This window comes from Sulfitobacter sp. HI0129, from assembly GCF_001635395.1.
In the GTDB taxonomy this organism is placed as follows: domain Bacteria; phylum Pseudomonadota; class Alphaproteobacteria; order Rhodobacterales; family Rhodobacteraceae; genus Sulfitobacter.
The window spans coordinates 1-16,410 of record NZ_LWGH01000620.1 but is presented as its reverse complement, the minus strand read 5'-3'; the positions used below and the strand labels follow the sequence as shown (position 1 = coordinate 16,410).

The window sequence follows — 16,410 nt, the reverse complement described above, 5'->3', positions numbered from 1 at the left end:
CAGCGTCTGGTGGACGGGCTGAACGCCATCGGTGTCGGCGCGACGGAGACCATTTCGATCCTTCAGGCCATCAAGGCCGCCGGCGCGCTGCACGCCGATCTCGTGATCATATAGAGGAGCGACCGGATGGAGATCCCCCCTCTTTCGATGACACGGCCCGCCGCCGGTACAGTGCCCGGCACGCAGGCACAGACGCAGGTGAGCGCCGCCCGTGACTCGGCCAAGGAGTTCGAGGCGATGTTCCTCGGCCAGATGGTGGACGAGATGCTTTCGACCGTCGAGATCGGCAATTTCGGCGGTGGCCATGCAGAAGAGACTTGGCGCAGCTTCCTGTCCGACGCCATCGGACGCAGCATTGCCGACCAGGGCTCCACCGGGATCGCCGACGGGATCGAAACGGCGATCCTGCGGTATCAGACGGGGCGCGAAAGATGACCACAGAGCGCGAGGCACTGGCCACCATCGAGGCCCTTGAACGCATCCTGCACAAGGAGATCGCCGCGCTTGAAGCGGGCGATTTCGCGGTGCTGGTCGATTACGAAAGCGAAAAGGCCCGGCTGGGCGCGGAACTGGAACAGAAACTGGCTCGGAATCCCCAGGCCGTCGAAGCCGAGCGCTTGCGTGCATTGAAAGGATTGATTCTGCGCGACGCGCAGCATCTGGAGCAGGCGCAGAGCGCCACATCCGAGATCATCGCCGAGGTGCGCCATATCCGCGGACGCCATGGAATGGCGGGCGTTTATGGCCGTTCCGGCATGAAACGTGACATTATGGCTACAGGTTCAGTAGCCGTCGACAAGACCATCTGATGCCATATTCCTGACAGAATCATGCATCAAACCACAAACCAAGCGGATAATTCCGCAGTTGTCAGAATGACGACATGGATTACTAAGAATAGTACTGGAACTACACATGTCTTCTATCCTCACAAACAGCTCCGCAATGAATGCTCTCTCCACACTGCGGAGCGTAAACAGCAACCTGTCCGAGACACAGAACCGCATCTCCACAGGCATGAAGGTCAATTCGGCCAAGGACAACGCGTCCTACTTCTCGATCTCGACCACGATGAATTCTGAAAGCGGCATGAATAAATCTGTGCGGGAGGGGCTGACTTTGGCAAAGAACTCCGTTTCCACCGCACGTCTGGGTGCCGAGACGATGAAGGATCTGGCCCAGAAGTTCGTCGATCGTCTGAGCTTTTCGCAGAACGACGGCGTCGACAAGGCGCAAGTGCAAAAGGAACTCGATTCTCTTGTCGAGCAGATGAACACGACCATTGCGCAGTCGTCGTTCAACGGCGAAAACCTGATTGGCGGCCCCGCCGTCGCTGCCGCCGCCTACACCGCGCCGACCGACGGTAGCGTCAATATGGCCTCGGTCGAAACCGCGGTGACAGTGACCTCGGGCATCACCCGCAACTCTGACGGTACACTTTCGACCACCTCCATCAACATGAATGAACTAGACTTGGCTTCCGTCGCGCTGGCCTTCGGCGGCGTGGACGTTACCACCGAAACGGTAACGATGGAAGACGACCTTAAGAATGCCGACAACTTCCTGAAAGTTGTCATTAATTCCGCAACTCAGCTCGGTATCGCTGAAAAGGCTATCGAAACTCAACAGGACTTCTTGAGTGAGCTGACCGACAAGCTGGACGCCGGGGTTGGATCGATGGTTGACGCCGACATGGAGCAGGAGGCCGCGCGCCTTCAGTCGCTTCAGGTTCAGCAGCAGCTCGCGACCCAGTCCCTTTCTATCGCTAACCAGGCGCCGCAGAACATCCTGAGCCTGTTCCGTTAATGATTAAATTGAGATCATAAATATTACCTTCCGGCCCCTGATCATCTGATCCGGGGCCGGAAGTCTACCCTCAGGACGGACAAGACCTTGCGGTTGTCAGAACGACGACTTTGAAATCCACTAGAAAAGTATGGAGAAACTACCATGTCCTCAATCCTCACCAATACATCGGCGATGGGCGCGCTTTCGACATTGCGCGGCATCAACGAGCAGCTCGGCGAGACACAGAACCGCATTTCCACCGGTCTGAAGGTCTCCTCCGCCAAGGACAACGCGTCCTATTATTCCATTTCCACGACGATGAATTCCGAAAGCGGCATGAACAAAGCCGTCAACGAGGGTCTGACCCTTGCGAAGAATTCCGTGTCGACCGCCCGGTGGGAGGTTGGTCACGCCGCTGAGCGACGATCGAGACGCGCGAGCCACTCTTCGGAGATTAGGGTCTCGTCCAGCTCCGCATAGTGGTCGATGGTTGTCTGGAGGCGCTTGTGGCCCAACAAACGCTGGACCTTTGGCAGGTTATCCAGACTGTCCCTTAGCCAGATCCAACCGATCAGATGGCGGTAGAGGTGCGGATTGATGCGGACCCCTACTTTTCGGTGCAATCGGGCGGTCACCCGCTTGAGAAGGCCGGCGTAGTGGCCGTCGGCATTGGTTTTCCCCTGCGCGGGAAACAGATACGGGTTCTCCTTCTGCGAAGCAGCCAGTATCGCCGGGCGCACGGTCTCCAGATAGGTTTTGAGCAGCTTGCTTGCGGCCTTTCCGAGTTGGATGGTCAGATTTGCATCGCCAGCGCTCCGCATCTTCACCTGGGCAGCGGGCACTACTATACGCGCCCGACCATCCTGCCAGGTCACCCAGTCCAGCCTCCCCTTCACGACGTTCTCACTTCGGGGAGCGCGTGCGAGCAGGATGTCATGTGCCAAGGCGGCCATGATGTCGCGACCAAGCTCCGGGTCGATCACTTCGGCGGCCCTCGGAAGGGAGCCGTCTGACTTGCGCGCAGCTTGGCGCTTTCGCTGGATCGAGGCCTCGATGTCACGTAGCAGCACTGCGCTCAGATCAATGGCCTGCTGTATCCGCGTGTCGTTGAACTGGCGCAGCTTGGCCATGTTCCTGGGCGCGATACCTTGGTAACTCACCTTTTGAAGGGCGATCGTGTCATCGATCTCCCGGAGATCCTCAGGCGGGCGGCAGAGATAGTCACGGGCGATCTTTCGAGCCGTTTTGAGCACGCTGGTCACATAGGCACTTGGGTATTCGCCTTGATTGACCTCCTTCAGGGTCTCCGCAGCGACATCGAGGAATTCCGGATCGGTGAGCTCTTCGATGGTATCCGGCAAGACCTCGGTAGATGAGGCGACCGCCTTGGCCAGCGAAACGATGTAGCCCCGGCGTGTCGCGAGGGTCTTGTCGCTCCAAGTATGCTTGCCGACCAGGAAGCCGGCCTGCCGCAGCAATTCGGAGCGGCTGGGAGCGTCTTGCCGACTGGACTGACCCGGTCTCCCGGCTTTTTCCAGCCGTTTGGCGCGCAGCTTCGCCTTCTTGTCGCAGACAGTGCCGACGGCCTCGTTGCGGTCCAGTTGCGCGATGAACTCCGCCCGGGTCAGTCCGTCGCGCGAAGCCTGTCCCTGTGCCCACGGGGCCACGCGCGTATCGAACTCCCTCATCAGGGGAGCGATTTGATCTGGCTTCACTCGGAACTTGTCGCGTCCGTCTTCGAACGGGTGCGGGGCCGCGATGAACCCGAAGCGGGCAAACTCTGGTTCGGAGGCAAGACGTGTAAACGCTGTGACAGGTCACAAGAAAGGCGCCAGGGTGCGCGGCAGACTTGGCATAGACGGGGTAGCCGTCAGGAGACATTACTCGCAGCGCTCCCCAGGCCCGGACCACCCGCACATCTGCGAGCGCGGGGAACACGGTCACAGCATGGCGCGCGAGGCTTGCCATGACGTCAAGGCTCTCGCTGTCGTCCATCCCTGTTTCCGCCTTGGTGCCGCCGATCTGGATACCACCTTCGTCGACCTGACGGATGGTGCTGGAAAGGAACGGCAACCGGTCCCCAAGTTTTTCGGTAATCAGGAGCTCGCCACGTTGCGGCCTTACCTGAGTCTCAAACCCAAGTTCGCTGGCCAAAGCGATCGAGCCAAGACCTGCGCAGAGCACAACCATTTCGGCTCCAAGGGTTTGACCATTCGCCAACGTAAGCGAGAAGCCACCGTCCGGCTCTGGCGTGATCGTGGAAACGGTCGCGCCCATGGTCACGCATCCGGCCAAGGCTTGCACGGAACAGCGGAGTGCCCGAAGAAAACGAAGCGGATTCACATGTCCGTCACGGGGCGAAAAACTCGCTCCGACGACTTCCGGCCCGATGCCCCCCAATTGACTGCGCAGGTCATCTCCGGTCAGAATTTCAAAGCTGGCACGGTGGTTTAGATGGGCGGCTTGCTGTTCAAGCTGCGCTGCAAAACCGGCCATCTCGGCTGGATCGGTAAAGAACTCATACCCACCCGACTGATCCAAAGCCACATCAATGCCTGAAAGCTCCTTCATCTGGCGTGCGAAACTCGGCCAGGCGACCAGCGCATCCATCGTCCAGTTCGCATAGGGCGCGAAATCCCAGCCCTTGCCCTGTCCCCAGATAAGCCCGAAGTTCCCCTGTGAAGCCCGCGCGTCCCCGTCAGCACCGTCCAGCACCCGCACTCGCCTTCCAGCCGAAAGCAGACCGAGCGCGACAGATAGGCCGACAAGGCCGCCGCCGACGATCGTGATTTCAGGGTCGCAATGCTGCATGTGATTCCTCCGAGTCCAAAATCGCAGGGTTGATCACATAAGAATAATCGTAATATTTTCGTCATTCATTCTCTGAGGTTATATATCACCATGATCGGCCGGCTCACACACCGACAAATTGAAGCCTTCCGCGCGGTGATGGAGACCGGCAAGGTCACCTCCGCCGCGCAGGTGCTTGGGACGACACAGCCCTCTGTCAGCAAGCTTATTGCTGATCTGGAGCATGCGGCTGGCTTCGAGATGTTTGAGCGCCAGGGGCGGCAGGTCGTGCCCACTCCTGAAGCCCGGGCGCTCTATGAAGAGGTCGAGCGATCTTTTGTCGGCATGGCAGAAATTTCACGGGTGATCGAAGATATCCGAGATTTCCGGACAGGTAGCTTGCTCATCGCCGGAATGCCGGCCCTCGCGCTGAAGTTCCTTCCCGATGTTATCGCCGAATTTATCGCCGAAGAACCGGGCATCGCCGTGTCTCTACGCACCCGCAGTTCCCAAGCGGTGCTACGTCATCTCAGTTCGCAACAGTTCGACCTCGGTTTTGCAGCTCTGGATAATGATCATCCCGCTGTTCTGCGCCGTCCGCTGTTTACGGGGCCGATGCTGGCTGTGCTTCCGCCCGGACATGAGCTTGAACGAAAAACCGTGCTTGAGCCTAAGGACTTCGATCAACGGCCCTTTATCGCACTTGGGGCAGAAATCGGCACAAGGTCGGAGACAGATGCCTTTCTATCACTTGGCGACGCCCGCCCCCGGATTGTCGCCGAAGCGCAATTGTCCGCATCGATTTGCGAGATGGTCGCGGCAGGCGCGGGAGTTTCGATCGTGGAGCCAGTGACTGCGAGACATTTTTCCGAACTCGGACGCTGCGTCGTGCGACCACTGTCACCGGCCCAGCCCTTTCGCTACGATCTGCTGCTTCCCGCAACCCGTCAGCCTTCACGCGTCGCCGGCCAATTCTTGAGGTTGGTGAACGCTCGTTTCGAGGCATTTCCTCGCACTCAATTTTAGTCATCTGGGCAATAGGGCTTGCGTTGGCACCCCGCGAATATGAACTCATAAACTTGAACGCTGCACTGCGGCAGCGCATGGTGTAACGAAAGTCCGGTATGGGCCGAGAGGAGTCCTTGCTACATCGTAACGAGATGCAAAAAAATGCGAAAAATCGTTTCCGTCTTCGGCAAACGGTCCGATCTCCTGATCACAAGAATGGAGACGGATATGACTTACGAAGAAACGAAGACGGCAGAAGATTTCACATACGAGCTGATCGAATGGGCAGATAGTGATGAGGAGACCGAAGACCTCCCGGCATGCTTTGGCATCTGGGATTTTGACGAAGATCAGCTCGAGATGATCAAGGAGGCCTGTGTGGTTCCGGAGGCGGCGGCGAGCATTGCAAATGCGATGTGCTGCATCACTCAAGAAGAGGGGGTCGCGACGATTGCAGAAGCGCTGAGGTATAGCTGTTAAGTAAGAGTATGCTCAAGCGGCGGCAGTTGTGGCCTAACAGCTGCCGTCCCTTGCTCAATCCGAGGATCTTCGGGGCAGCATCGATGGTCAGGGCATGCGATTTCTGAGCGGCTACGTCCTGCGCGCTTCTGCGCCTTTCATCCGCTGGCGACTGCGCTGCGCTTCTTCAAGCCGGCGAAGATGCTCATCAGCTCTCTCGCACTCCGTCAGGCTTTCACGCCTCCGCTTTTCGCTCGCGAGCTCCTGATAGTATCGCAGGGCATTGGCAAAGGCGGATAGGATGCGAGGGTCGGTTGAGCGTGTATCGAGAATGCTACGCATCTGGCTCATGCATTCATCTTTCTTCATGTCCAACCCAACGCCTTCCTGCATGAAGAGCGCCTTCTGGCCAGCTTTGTTCGAACCGAGGTCTCTCAGCATTTTCGACGTCTCGGGACCATTGCTGACTGCCCTCAGAACAAGCAGGTGCCGATCGAAGACAATCGCCATGCGGCGGGAGATCTGAAGGTCGGCAAGGGCCTGGCGCACCAGCGTTTCGATCTCAGGCCAGGCTTGCCAGGGCTTCTTTCCCTCAAGAATGGGAAAGATGGCAGACGGATCTCTCAAATCGAGCGGAAGCGAGATGGCGCCTTTGACCGGTTGCTGCCAGTTGGAATGAGAAGTGGCCGCGACTGAAAGCGACGCGCCATCGAAGTTGACAGCGACGTGGGTGGGCTTGGAGGACCGCGGATCGGCGAGACCGGTGGCCGTCACGGAGCCGTCTTTCCGGGTCACCTCGAGAGGGCACGAATGCGCGCTCCCGGTAGGTCCGGGAGCGCGATACTCGTTCATCGACTTTGATTTTGGCGCGTTCCGCGTCATGCCTTGCTCCCCTGCACCAGGCGCAACCCTTGGGCTTCCTGTGGCCGTTCCGGAAACCCGGGTATCGGGCTCTGCACCCGGGTTGCATCAAACGGGATCTTCTTCACCTGCTCGAAGAGGCTCGCGATGCTGATCCCCTTCTGGGCGTAGGCGCGCTCGCCTTCATCGAGAGGCTCGTGGCCCATCAGCTTGCGCCGGTGCGCCCCCGGACAGGCCGCGTTCATCAGGCGGTGGTGGAATGTGGTGCGCAGGGCATGGAAATCAAGGCCGTGCCAGTAGACATCATTGGAGCGACGGTAATAGCCGAAGGCCTTGGTGAATTTCTCGGAATACGTCCTCTTGTTCGCGCCGCGGGTGAGAGACGGGAACAGGCGGCGATCCCCCCTCTTCCTGGCGTGTTTCACGAACTCCAGGAAGCCGAGCTCGACCAGGACCGGATGCACCGGGATCTTGCGGGTCGCGTTCGCTGACTTGACGCTATCCCCCAGGGCCTGGCGGACGATCAGGTAAGCGATCCCTTCATCGGACTGAACATCACCCGGTCCCGCCTGGGCGGCTTCTTCCATCCGCGTGCCCATCAGGAGGCCCATCAGAGGCATCCAAAACAGGGGATCCGCCTCGTCCTGGGCCTTGCCTTGGAATACTGGGGTCGCCAGCAGCTCGTCGAGCCGGTCATCCCAGGGTTCCCGCGCGATGTTCTGTTCGGTCTTTTTCAGAGCTTCCTCCTCTCGCGAGGAGAACGTGCAAATCCTGAAAGGGTTGTCGTCGATCACCCCGAGGTCCTTCAACATCGAGCCAACACGGTTCGCAGAGCGCACATGTTTCAGGAAAGTTTCCACGCGCATCCGTGGCTCCATCTCCGCGAGGCGCGCGTCGCGGATCATGGCTTCATTTGTGCAGCCCTGCCGCCGCAACCCCCGTTCGGCCCGGTCCATCGCTACGGCTTCTCGGGCTTCTACTCTGGCGGCCAACGCCCGGTAGGTTGCGGCCGTGTTCTTTGGCCCTTTCCCATGACGAGCGATGGTTTCGCGGATGAGCTTGATCGTCGCTTCAATCAACTCCGATGACACTCTTGAGATTTCGCAAGTGCCCATCTCCTGCCCCCAAAACTTGGAGGCAGTCGTGAGCCCGGGTAAGGATGATCGTGCCCAGGCCTCTCCGACCGCCGCGTCTGGCTTCTGATGCTTTTGCCATTCCTCCCCAAAACCGGCGCCTTTAAGGGCCAGATAGACCATAAATCCTTCATCGACGGTCATGGCTTCTCGCTTTTCCAGGATCGCGAGGATCTCGGGAGTGCAGGACTGCAGCACACCCCGACTTCTGAGCAGTTCATGCAGATCCTCTTCCTTGCTGCTGACTGGCTGGTCCGAAGCTTCATCTGGCGCGGAGGGAGGCTTGGTTGCGTGATCACGCGCGGCAAACCGGGAGGGAGGGAATAGTTTCATGGCATCTTCCTTGTCGATGAGGGGCTCGGCGATGGCCGAGACGGTTGGTTGGGCGGGAATGCCCAAGGATGTTTCCTCGGCGATCGCGCGGGCGAAGTAGGGGCTGGGGCCGGGAAAGATGCCCCGGTCCCGCCGGGCCTTCTCCTCGCTGTTGTCCAGCATCACGCGCGTGGCCTCATAGGCCAGGATCCGTGCATCCTCGCAGCCGGCTTCCGGAAGCTTGATGCCGAGATGTGCCGCGACATGCCGTAGAGGCTCCTGCGCCACCGCATAGTCCCGTTCGAAGAATGCTTGCCGCAAGACTGCTTGCCGGGCCGCTTCCCGTTCCAGCGCCGCCTGTGCGAGCTGCGGGGACCGCGGATCGCCCAGCGCACGCTCGCGATCGGTCGCCTCGATTTCGAAGCGCGCGAGCGTGGTCAGGATATCCTTGGTGGTTTCCGGCAAGAGGTTCATGGTGGCGGTGGCGTAGAGAAAGACTTGATCGCTGAGGGTGCTGAGCCTGCGTGCAAGCTCCGCGGCCACCGAAAAGGCATGTGTTTTCAGGGAAAGACATATGGGGATTCCCGCAATTGGGGTTTGAATCCCCAAATTTCGCGCTTGCGTTCTTAGCGCGGGGTCGGAACGGCCTGACCCGCTGCGGAGAATCCGATGGTTTGGCGTTGGTTTGATTCTGATAGGGCGAAATTCGGGCCGCTGGCACAATCCAGGGATGTGAGCCGATTCGAGAACCGCGCGGGGGAGACGGCGCCGCCAGACATAGCCTTGGGGACGCAGTTCGAGATGGGGAATTTGGGCGTGCTTGGAACGGGTGTGCGGCACCGGGTCTGACTCCTTGTGACTCCGGTGTGTCCGGAGTGTGTAAGGCGGAGTGTCAAAACCGGTGTCCGAAACGCGAAAAGCGCCCCCGAGGGAGCGCTTTTTCGTTTGTTTCCAACCACTTCAGGTGAGGTTGGCTCCGGCGGTAGGGATCGAACCTACGACCAATTGATTAACAGTCAACTGCTCTACCGCTGAGCTACGCCGGAACGGTCTGGGCGATATAGCAGGGGGGTTTTGGCGCGTCCAGAGGGTTTTTGCCCGGTTTCCGGATTTCCTTGAACCAGCGCGTCACCTGCGTTCGAAGGTCGTGTCGGCCGTCAGGTTTCCCCGGATCACAACCTTGTTTTGCCCTGCCAGATCAATAAGATGCGCCAACACATTACGCGTGGCTGCGCCCAGAAGGGCGGGCGGTGTATCCACGTAGATGGCGGCGGCGAGTTCGCGCGCGGTGGCCGGGGACTGGGAAAGTTTCCCCAAGATCTCCCCCTCCCGGCTCTGGCGATGTTGAATCAACCATTTCAACCGCTTCGCGGGCTCGGTTACCGCCGGGCCGTGGCCGGGATAGAAGATGCGCCAGCTGTGCTCCTGCAATCTGCGGCAGGAGGCCATGAAATCCGTGAGGTCACCATCCGGGGGCGATACGAGCGAGGTGGACCATGCCATGACCGTATCGGCGGTAAAGCAGGCATCATTCCAGGCGAAGCACAGGTGGTTGCCGATGTGGCCCGGCGTATGCAGCGCCTTGAGCGACCATCCATCGCCCCAGATCGTTTCGCGATCAGAAACAGTGATGTCGGGGACGAATTCGGCATCGATACCCTCCCCGCCCGCGATCTGGCTGTTCGTGGCCAAAGCCTCCATCACTGCGGATCTGCCGGCGGTGGCCGAACCGTATGCAAGCACCGGCGCGCCCGTTTCCGCAGAGAGCGCGCGGGACAGGGGCGAATGGTCGGTATGGCTATGGGTCACGACGATATGGGTGATCTTCTGGCCCGGCTGAACGGCATCCAGAATTGCGGCAAGATGGCTGTCACTCGCCGGGCCGGGATCGATCACGGCAAGGCCCTTCTCCCCCACCAGATAGGTATTCGTGCCCCGGTAGGTCATGGGAGAGGGATTGTTGGCCACGATGCGCCGCAGCCCCGGTTCCAGTGTTTCGGGTACGCCGGGCGCGGGGTGAAAGTCGTCAGGCATCTGCATCTTCGGGCCTTTCGCAGTATTGGTTGCGTGGCTAAACTTATGGCATGTTCTTTAACTGGCTCAAACGATACATGCCACGCGGGATTTATGGCCGCGCCGCGCTCATTCTTCTATTACCGGTTGTTTTTTTGCAACTGGTCGTCACCGTCATCTTTGCCCAGCGGCATTTCGAAGGTGTTACTTCGCAGATGACCGCTACCGTTTTGCGGGAAATCGCGCTGGTTCTCTCTACGCTGGAGCCGGGGGATATTCCGGCGGCTCAGGACGCGGTCTTCGCGCAGGTGACGGATACGCTTTCGATGAGCGTGGCGGAGGTTCCCGAAGGGGCCGTGCCCCGCGATCACATCTGGGTCTGGTATGATTATTCTGGCCGGGTTTTTGCGGCGCGGCTCGAAGCGAACCTGCCGGGTTTTCGCAGTGTCGATCTGGGGGAAAACGGCAGGGTCACGGTCTACCTGCGCCACGAGGGGCGCAACCTTGCGCTCGGTTTCGACAGGCGGCGCATCTCGGCTGCCAACCCGCACCAAATGTTTGTATACACACTATTTTTCGGCGTCATAATAACGATCATCGCGTCGCTTTATCTGCGCAATCAATTACGCCCGATCAAGCGTTTGGCGCGTGCTGCGGAAGCCTTCGGCCGGGGCCGGCATGAGCCGTTTTCCCCGGCCGGCGCCGTAGAGGTCCGTGCCGCCGGCAACGCCTTTGTCGACATGCGCAACCGCATTGAGCGGCAGATCGAACAGCGTACGCTGATGCTGTCGGGTGTCAGCCATGACCTGCGCACCCCTCTCACCCGGATGCGGCTCGGCCTGTCGATGCTGGACGAGGAGGACGCAGCCCCCCTGCGCGAAGACGTGGACGATATGCAGCGGATGCTGGATGAGTTCCTCGACTTCGCCAAGGGTACCTCCGAGGGGGAGCCCGAACCGATCGACCCCCATGCACTGGTCCAGCGGATCGTGGGCGATGCACAGCGGGCCGGGCGAGATGTGACGTTGCGTCCTGCCGAGGGCGAGGGCAGCGGAAAGGTCAAATTGCGGGAGACCGCCTTTCGCCGGGCGGTGGACAACCTGCTATCGAACGCCGTGCGCTATGGTTCACGGGCGGAGGTTTCGGTACTGCTTACCGCGCGTACGCTGCGCGTCAGGGTCGAAGATGACGGCCCCGGCATCCCCGAAGACCGGCGGAGCGAGGCCATCCGCCCATTCAGCCGCCTCGATCCCGCGCGGAATCAGGACCGCGGCGGGGGTGTGGGCCTCGGCCTCGCAATTGCCACCGATATCGCACGCGCCCACGGTGGCGTCCTGCGGCTGGGCCGATCGGAACGGCTTGGCGGCTTGCAGGCGGACATCGTGATCGGCCGCTGAGCGGCGGATGACCCACCGGCACCCTTCACGGTGACCCGGCGACAGGATTGCCCGCCCGGAACGCCTTTGCCAGAATATGCGCCAGACCTATCAGCGGAGCGCGCGATGACCCCCTATGACATGATCAAACACCACCTGAGCACTGCAATCCCCTTTGCCAATCACGTGGGCGTGGTACTGACCAAAGTTGCCGACGGTGAGGCCGAGGCAGAACTGGAACAACGCGAAGAGACCTCCAACCATATTGCCACGCAGCACGCGGGTGCGATGTTCACGCTGGGCGAAGCGGCCTCCGGCGCGGCGGTTGCGGGCGCGCTGGCCCCGGTGATCATGGACATGCGCCCCGTCGCGGCGAACGCGCAGATCGCCTTTACCCGGATCGCGAAGGGGAAGTTGACCGCTTCGGGCCAAACCTCCCGCCCCGGGGCCGACCTGCTCGAAACCCTGCGTGACGCCGGCAAAGTCGCCTTCGACGTCACTGTCACCATCCGCGACGAAGCTGGTGAGACGGTGGCCGAAATGACCGTAAACTGGCACGTGAGCGCGAAACGGAAGTGACGTGATGGCCTGACGGGCGGTCATCCACCTGTCGGGGCGCCTTCCATCTGGCGCTACACCCCTGCGCCCCGGAGTTAAGTTAGAACCGCCCTACTCCACATGCGCCTGAACGGTGACGGAGCCGCTTCTGAACCGCAGTTCAAGCATCAGGTGATCGCCCGCGACGAGGTTCTGTTTCAGGCCGGTCAACCGCAGCCCGAGGTGGGAGCTCGACAGATCGAGGGTTTCGTTCTGAAGCAAGGTGAAACCGGCACTTGCGGGGTTGGTGCCGAACCTGTCCTTGTAGAACAGCTCGCCTCCCTCCGACACGTCAGAGGCGACGTCCTCCAGCACAACGCTGCTGCTGGAGAGGTTCTGAACCTTCATCGTCACCTTGGCGTCGGCCATGGCTTGTGCAGCTTCGACGCTGACGTCGCTGATCGAAATTCCATAGAGGCCCTCGGTCTCCTGCCGCAGGCCGCTCGCCACTGCCGCGTACGACGATAAGGCAAAGAAGGCGAGGACACCGCCCATGAGAAGCCTGCTCATGTGGCAACACCTACCGGGTCGTAGGTGACCTGCATGCCGGCAAGCGGGCTCCACACCCTGCCCTCTCTGAACCCGCATCTGGCTAAAAAGGCCGTGTATTCGGTGGCCCGCAGCTTCACGTCGGAAAGATTCTGGTAATACATCAGGAGCGCTCGGAATGGCGCGGAGAAATCCTTGAAGGCGACAATGACCGCCACCAGCGCCCCGAGGGACAGGCGGCCTTCGATCACCAGCCAGCCGCCGATCGAATAGAGCAGGAACGGGGTCAGCGACATCAGGAAATTGCTGACAGCCTTTTGCAGGAATTTCGCCCGCTGTAGCGAAAGGCGGGTGGTCTGCATGTCCTTGATCGCGCTGCAGGTCCGGTCGCGGGCGTCCACCACGGGGGTTTCCGTCGTCTGCTCGCCCAGCGTATCGCCAAACTGGCGCACCGCGAATATACGGGCCCGCATGCGGAGGTTGACGCGTTTCTGAAGCAAGGGGATCAGGAACATCTGGAACGGCACCAGTGTCAGCGCCGCCGCCCCCAAGACCGGGTCCTGCATCATCATGAACAGCAGAACCGTAACGAGGGTGCCGCCCTGAAAGACGGGCGTGGCCAGTACCTCTCCCGTGAAACCACCGATGGGTTCGATTTCATTGGTCGAAACGGGAATGATATCGGCCTTGCGGTCCTCCGGCGGTATCTTGCGCCACGCCCGATAGAGCGTCAGCCGAAGGCGCAGCAAAGTGCGCTCTCCGATCTCGCCCTTCTTTACGTTGATACGGTATTTGATGACCCCACCCAGAAAGAGCGTAAAAAGGTATAGGACAGCCAGAGCAATCAGCAGATCGAGTTGCTCAAGCCGAATACCGAATGGTTCAATTGGGAAATGCCCGGAATCGATCGCGTTGTTCACGATCCGCTTCGGCAGTTCGAGGCTCGCATAGAGCACTGGTTGGGCCAGAAGCCCCAGTGCCACAAGAACGGCCTGCTCCTGCCAACGCAGTCCCAGCACGGGCGATTGCATGAACCAGCGACGGGTCTCCCCTGCCCTGAACACGCCTTCGCGCAGGTGCCGCTTCAAGAGCTGAAATAACAGGATGATCGATATGGCTACCGTTGCGAGCGGCGCAATCACCAGAACGACATGGAGCGCAAGATGCAGCCATTCAGGAATTTGATCGCCTGCTTCGAAACCGGTCATCTGCCTGATACGGTGGGTAAATTCGTGGAACTGGGAAAACATGGATCTGCCTCCGGGGCCGGAGCTGCCTTCAGGTCGTGCAGGCGATACGGCCCCGGAAGTCTTTCAGAGAATTAGTTCTTCTCGATCTCGGTAACGGTCAGCTTGCCCTTCACACGATCCGCGACGAAGCGCACCGCCGTGCCTTCGGCCAGTCCTTCGAGCATGGCCGGATCCGCCAGGTTGAAGACCATCTTCATGGCGGGCATGTCGAGGTTCTCCAGCGGACCGTGATCGATTGTCAGCTTGTTCCACTGGGAGTCGATCTTGGTCACCGTACCGGTGGACATCGGGTGGTCACCGCTGGCAAGGGCTGCGCCGGCGGTGACGATCAGGGCGGTTGCGATAGAAAGCAGTTTCATTCTCAGGTTCTCCTTGGGTTACACTTAGTTGACGACGAGAGGGCCATACATGCCGCTCTCGTAATGGCCGGGCAGAAGGCAGGCGAATTCGAAAGTGCCCGCTTCGCTGAAGGTCCAGGAAATTTCGGCTTCCTGCCCCGGCTGAAGGCGAACGGAATTGGGGTCGTCGTGCTCCATCTCCGGGAACTTCGCCATCAGTTCCCGGTGCTCGGCGTTGGCCGCCACCGTATCCATGACGAATTCGTGCTCTTCCTCGCCTTCATTGACGATGCGCAGCAGCACGGTTTCGCCGGCTGCAAAGCTCAACTCTTCCGGCTCGAAAAAATAGAGTTTCTCGCCTTCGTGGTCCTCTTTCATCACGACCTGGATCGTCCGGTCGGGTGTGGCCTCGGCGGGTTTGCCGATGGCCATTGTCTCGTTGTGATTGTCCCCGCCCGAATGGGTGCCGCCGGCCAGTGCCACGACCGGCACGAGCAGGAATGCAAGGGACGAAACGAGTGACTTCATGAGCGTTCTCCTTTTGGTGCTCAATGGCCCATCCCCGAGTGACCCCCGCCACGCGGCGTCAGGATCGTCTTGGGAGTGGTATTGCTGGCGACTTCGGGCAATTCGCCCGTCCATTCGTAGGCCTGGGTTCCCGGGGGGTTTTCGTACCAGCCCGGATCGGAGTAATCGTCGCGGTCGATGCCTTCACGCACCTTCACGACCGAAAACATGCCCCCCATCTCGAGCGGGCCATAGGGCCCCCAGCCCGCCATCATCGGGATGGTGTTGCCCGGAATTTCCATGGACATTTCGCCCATGTCCGCCATGCCCGACGTGCCCATCGGCATGTAACCGGGCTGCTCGCGGCGGATCTTTTCGGCCACCTTGCGCTTGTTCGCGCCGATGAACGTCGGAATGTCGTGGCCCATGGCGTTCATGGTGTGGTGTGACTTGTGGCAGTGGATAGCCCAGTCGCCTTCGTGGATCGCATCGAACTCATAGGCGCGCATGGCCCCCACGGGGATGTCGATCGATACCTCGGGCCAGCGGGCGCTTTTCGGAACCCAGCCGCCGTCAGTGCAGGTCACCTCGAAATCGTAGCCATGCATGTGGATCGGGTGGTTCGTCATCGTCAGGTTGCCGCAGCGCACGCGCACCCGGTCCCCCTTGTTCACCACCAGCGGGTCGATATCCGGAAAGACCCGGCTGTTCCACGTCCAGAGATTGAAGTCCGTCATCTCCATGATCCGTGGCAGGTAGGTGCCGGGATCAATGTCGTAAGAGGCGAGCAGGAAGGCAAAATCCCGGTCCACCGGCATGAAGGCGGGGTCGCGCGGGTGCACGATGAAAAGCCCCATCATGCCCATCGCCATCTGAACCATTTCGTCAGCGTGGGGGTGGTACATGAAGGTGCCCGACTTCACGAGGTCGAACTCGTAGACGAAAGTCTTCCCCGGCGGGATCCCGGGATGGCTGAGCCCGCCGACACCGTCCATGCCCGAAGGCAGGATCAGCCCGTGCCAATGGACGGAGGTATGCTCGGGCAGCCTGTTGGTGACGTAGATCCGCACCCGCTCCCCCTCGACAGCCTCGATGGTGGGGCCCGTGGACTGGCCGTTATAGCCCCAGAGACGGGTCATCATGCCGTCGGCCATGATCCGTTCCACCGGCTCCGCCACGAGGTGAAATTCCTTCACGTCTCCGTTCATCCGGTAGGGAAGCGACCAGCCGTTCAGGGTGACCACGGGGTTGTATTCGAACCGATCGGTGGGTCGGGCCGGCACCTGCGTGTATGGGCTGTCGGTAAAGGCGGCCTCGGGCAGGTCGCGAAAGCGGGTGGCGGCGGCGCCCGCATTGGCCAGAACGGCCCCTGCCCCTGCTGTCAGGCCGGCGCCCAGGAGTTGTCTGCGATTGATCATTCGTCTTCTCCTTCGTCATTTGCTCCGACCTCGACCGACCCGCCCCAGATCGCGGCGGTCACATCGGTTTC

The 16,410-nt window shown here is 60.4% G+C and carries 18 protein-coding genes, 1 tRNA gene and 1 pseudogene; 9 read left to right on the top strand and 11 right to left on the bottom strand.

Annotated elements, in window-relative coordinates; genetic code table 11:
• The 5 genes from A3764_RS24170 to A3764_RS24165 all read left to right on the top strand — a co-directional run.
• Window positions 1-114: flagellar basal body P-ring protein FlgI (locus A3764_RS24170; protein WP_150122237.1), on the top strand; the 114-nt coding region annotated here is incomplete at its 5' end.
• 12 nt (window positions 115-126) lie between these two features.
• The gene (locus A3764_RS16275) at window positions 127-435 is read left to right on the top strand and encodes a rod-binding protein (RefSeq protein ID WP_201722175.1); all 309 of its coding nucleotides are present in this window, start codon (window positions 127-129) and stop codon (window positions 433-435) included.
• Window positions 432-809, top strand: a complete 378-nt coding sequence (locus A3764_RS16270; RefSeq protein ID WP_067925854.1) for a hypothetical protein — start codon at window positions 432-434, stop codon at window positions 807-809. Before A3764_RS16275 ends, A3764_RS16270 begins: the two co-directional genes overlap by 4 nt.
• 106 nt (window positions 810-915) lie before the next feature.
• On the top strand, window positions 916-1,806 hold the full coding sequence (locus tag A3764_RS16265) for a flagellin N-terminal helical domain-containing protein (RefSeq protein ID WP_067925851.1): 891 nt from the start codon (window positions 916-918) through the stop codon (window positions 1,804-1,806).
• Window positions 1,807-1,950: 144 nt separating this feature from the next.
• Window positions 1,951-2,268, top strand: a complete 318-nt coding sequence (locus A3764_RS24165; protein ID WP_082865959.1) for a flagellin N-terminal helical domain-containing protein — start codon at window positions 1,951-1,953, stop codon at window positions 2,266-2,268.
• Here A3764_RS24165 and A3764_RS24790 read toward each other — a convergent pair.
• Both A3764_RS24790 and A3764_RS24785 read right to left on the bottom strand, forming a co-directional pair.
• Window positions 2,196-3,476 (bottom strand): site-specific integrase, encoded by a 1,281-nt coding sequence (locus tag A3764_RS24790; RefSeq protein WP_236628220.1) that lies wholly within the window; start codon window positions 3,474-3,476, stop codon window positions 2,196-2,198. The genes A3764_RS24165 and A3764_RS24790 overlap by 73 nt on opposite strands.
• Before the next feature lie 178 nt (window positions 3,477-3,654).
• Window positions 3,655-4,599 (bottom strand): annotated as a pseudogene (locus tag A3764_RS24785) (NAD(P)/FAD-dependent oxidoreductase); the annotation flags it as partial.
• 90 nt (window positions 4,600-4,689) lie between these two features.
• Between A3764_RS24785 and A3764_RS16250 the strand changes: the two are divergent.
• Both A3764_RS16250 and A3764_RS16245 read left to right on the top strand, forming a co-directional pair.
• A complete protein-coding gene (locus tag A3764_RS16250) occupies window positions 4,690-5,604 on the top strand; it encodes a LysR substrate-binding domain-containing protein (protein WP_067928490.1) in 915 nt (304 codons plus the stop codon).
• Between the two features lie 210 nt (window positions 5,605-5,814).
• On the top strand, window positions 5,815-6,066 hold the full coding sequence (locus A3764_RS16245; protein ID WP_150120938.1) for a hypothetical protein: 252 nt from the start codon (window positions 5,815-5,817) through the stop codon (window positions 6,064-6,066).
• A gap of 111 nt (window positions 6,067-6,177) precedes the next feature.
• On the opposite strand, the gene A3764_RS16240 is transcribed toward A3764_RS16245, so the two are convergent.
• From A3764_RS16240 to A3764_RS16220, 4 genes are all read right to left on the bottom strand, one after another.
• The gene (locus A3764_RS16240; protein WP_067928483.1) at window positions 6,178-6,819 is read right to left on the bottom strand and encodes a hypothetical protein; all 642 of its coding nucleotides are present in this window, start codon (window positions 6,817-6,819) and stop codon (window positions 6,178-6,180) included.
• Between the two features lie 104 nt (window positions 6,820-6,923).
• Window positions 6,924-8,894, bottom strand: coding sequence for a site-specific integrase (locus A3764_RS16235; protein WP_067928479.1), 1,971 nt, complete (start codon window positions 8,892-8,894; stop codon window positions 6,924-6,926).
• Between the two features lie 428 nt (window positions 8,895-9,322).
• Window positions 9,323-9,397: transfer RNA gene (locus A3764_RS16225), tRNA-Asn, on the bottom strand.
• A gap of 82 nt (window positions 9,398-9,479) precedes the next feature.
• Complete coding sequence (locus tag A3764_RS16220; protein WP_067928470.1) at window positions 9,480-10,391, bottom strand: MBL fold metallo-hydrolase; 912 nt, start codon at window positions 10,389-10,391, stop codon at window positions 9,480-9,482.
• A gap of 44 nt (window positions 10,392-10,435) precedes the next feature.
• Here A3764_RS16220 and A3764_RS16215 point away from each other — a divergent pair, with 44 nt between their 5' ends.
• Entirely contained in the window at window positions 10,436-11,761 is a 1,326-nt protein-coding gene (locus A3764_RS16215; RefSeq protein ID WP_067928466.1) for an ATP-binding protein, read from the top strand.
• Window positions 11,762-11,866: 105 nt separating this feature from the next.
• Window positions 11,867-12,319 carry a DUF4442 domain-containing protein gene (locus A3764_RS16210; RefSeq protein ID WP_067928464.1) on the top strand — a complete coding sequence of 151 codons (453 nt, stop codon included), beginning with the start codon at window positions 11,867-11,869 and terminating at the stop codon, window positions 12,317-12,319.
• Between the two features lie 90 nt (window positions 12,320-12,409).
• On the opposite strand, the gene A3764_RS16205 is transcribed toward A3764_RS16210, so the two are convergent.
• The 5 genes from A3764_RS16205 to A3764_RS16185 all read right to left on the bottom strand — a co-directional run bounded on the left by A3764_RS16205 (window position 12,410) and on the right by A3764_RS16185 (window position 16,339).
• Window positions 12,410-12,847, bottom strand: coding sequence for a copper chaperone PCu(A)C (locus A3764_RS16205; protein WP_161487239.1), 438 nt, complete (start codon window positions 12,845-12,847; stop codon window positions 12,410-12,412).
• On the bottom strand, window positions 12,844-14,076 hold the full coding sequence (locus tag A3764_RS16200; RefSeq protein WP_082851115.1) for an ABC transporter ATP-binding protein: 1,233 nt from the start codon (window positions 14,074-14,076) through the stop codon (window positions 12,844-12,846). The genes A3764_RS16205 and A3764_RS16200 overlap by 4 nt, the downstream gene beginning before the upstream one ends.
• Before the next feature lie 71 nt (window positions 14,077-14,147).
• A complete protein-coding gene (locus A3764_RS26065; RefSeq protein WP_236628219.1) occupies window positions 14,148-14,435 on the bottom strand; it encodes a copper-binding protein in 288 nt (95 codons plus the stop codon).
• Between the two features lie 24 nt (window positions 14,436-14,459).
• Window positions 14,460-14,942, bottom strand: a complete 483-nt coding sequence (locus A3764_RS26060) for a cupredoxin domain-containing protein (protein WP_067928455.1) — start codon at window positions 14,940-14,942, stop codon at window positions 14,460-14,462.
• 20 nt (window positions 14,943-14,962) lie between these two features.
• Window positions 14,963-16,339, bottom strand: a complete 1,377-nt coding sequence (locus A3764_RS16185; protein ID WP_082851116.1) for a multicopper oxidase family protein — start codon at window positions 16,337-16,339, stop codon at window positions 14,963-14,965.
• Window positions 16,340-16,410: the final 71 nt, after the last annotated feature.